The organism is Megasphaera sp. ASD88, assembly GCF_002287425.1.
Lineage (GTDB): Bacteria > Bacillota > Negativicutes > Veillonellales > Megasphaeraceae > Megasphaera > Megasphaera stantonii.
The window spans coordinates 1-606 of the sequence record NZ_NQXW01000065.1 but is presented as its reverse complement, the minus strand read 5'-3'; the positions used below and the strand labels follow the sequence as shown (position 1 = coordinate 606).

The following is a 606-nucleotide window of genomic DNA, read 5'->3' as shown; positions in this document are numbered from 1 at the left end:
CGCCTAACGTGCCTTTTACGGTTGCATTATTGGTCACTGCCAACGCATCGGTGCTGAGACTCGTCAATCCGCTGACTGTCTTCGACAGGCTGACGCCGTTAGCACCTACAACTAGGTTTCCATCCTGCGCCGCTTTCACTGTCACGTTGCCGCTGCTGTCAAATTCAATGCCGTTGCCTTTCTTGATGGAAATCTTATTGTTATCTGCTTCGTCAATAGCGATGCCGTTTCCGGCCGTATAGGTCTTGATCTGGCTTCGTACTTCATAGAGCTGGCTTCCGTTAACGGCATCTGTTGACGATTCGGTTACATCGCCTTTCCCAACGTTGCTGATAACACTGCCGTTTGCATTCAAGCCGCTGCTGGAAATATAAGTCTTCCCGTCGACAATAATGCTCTCACCGGTAATATTCCCGTCAGCGTCAACGGAAAAAGTATTTAACGTATTGGCAAACGTCGCTCCCGTTACATCTCCTATAGCCGTTACGTCATTACCCGATACATTGCCGGACGCATCGACGCTAAAGCTGCCGTTGGCATTGGCGATGGTTGCTCCCGTCAGCGCCCCGCTGGCCGTCACATCTACAGCTGTCACGTCTCCGTCAG

The 606-nt window shown here is 51.5% G+C and carries 1 pseudogene; it reads right to left on the bottom strand.

From position 1 onward, the window contains the following. Window positions 1-606, bottom strand: a pseudogene (locus CJ260_RS12515) (hypothetical protein); the annotation flags it as partial.